1 pseudogene is annotated in these 977 nt (G+C 48.0%); it reads left to right on the top strand.

Annotated features, from left to right (window positions below):
* Positions 1-977 (top strand): annotated as a pseudogene (locus BCT81_RS04420) (molecular chaperone DnaK); the annotation flags it as partial.

The raw sequence follows: 977 nt of genomic DNA, 5'->3' as shown, positions 1-977 counted from the left end.
ATCCAAAACGGTGTAATGGTCGATGTTGATCCTGACCTATTCTCCCCTCTTCCACCTTACATCTCGACGCTGGAAGGCTCAGGTACAGCAGAGCTTCAAGCTAACCAAAAAGAGCGTGTTGAAGTGCTGCTCGCTTGTCAGTTAACCGAAGTCGGCACACTGAAAATGGAGTGCGTGAGTACTGAAGATGACTCGAAACGTTGGTTGTTAGAATTTGAAGTCAGAAACAAGCAAGGTGAAGAATCCGATAACTCTAAACTTCATCCAAGATTGGATGAGTGTAAAGAGCTGATTTCTCGCCTCTACAGCGGCAATAAGAAGAGTGCAGAATCGAAAGAGATCAAGACTCTGTCTAAAGATCTTGAGAAACGACTCGGTAAACGCGATGAGTGGGATTTCACCACCCTCCGTCATCTATTCGATAGCTTCTCGTTAGGTCGCAAACGTCGTCGTCGCTCAGAGGCACACGAGAAGAACTGGCTGCGTTTAGCGGGTTACTCGCTGCGCCCGGGCTTTGGTGATCCAACGGACTCATGGCGTATCGAGCAAATTTGGGGCCTTTATCAACAAAACATCCAGTTTAAGAATCACCAAGGTTGGACTGACTGGTGGGTCTTCTGGCGTCGTGTTGCGGGTGGTTTAAACCAAGAGCAACAAGAGACTATCTTGGCCGACATTGCTAAGTACCTTCACCCAGGTGCAATGAAGAACCCTAAGAGTGCTAAAGATGCCCAAGACAATGGTTATGAAGCCATGGTTAGATTGGCGGCATCCCTTGAGCAACTCGAAGTGGAAGACAAAGTGCTTCTTGCGTCTTGGTTCCTAAGCAAAGCGATCAATCAAAACCAGTTTGAACAAGCGCATTGGTGGGCGCTAGGTCGACTGGCTTCAAGAACCCCTTTGTATGGCAGCCAGCACAGTGTGATTCCTAGAGAGCAAGCTGAGCAGTGGTTACCAAAATTACTTGAGCAGAACTG

It is taken from the genome of Vibrio sp. 10N.261.52.A1 (genome assembly GCF_002876325.1).
GTDB lineage: Bacteria > Pseudomonadota > Gammaproteobacteria > Enterobacterales > Vibrionaceae > Vibrio > Vibrio chagasii.
This window is presented reverse-complemented; position numbering and strand designations above follow the sequence as displayed.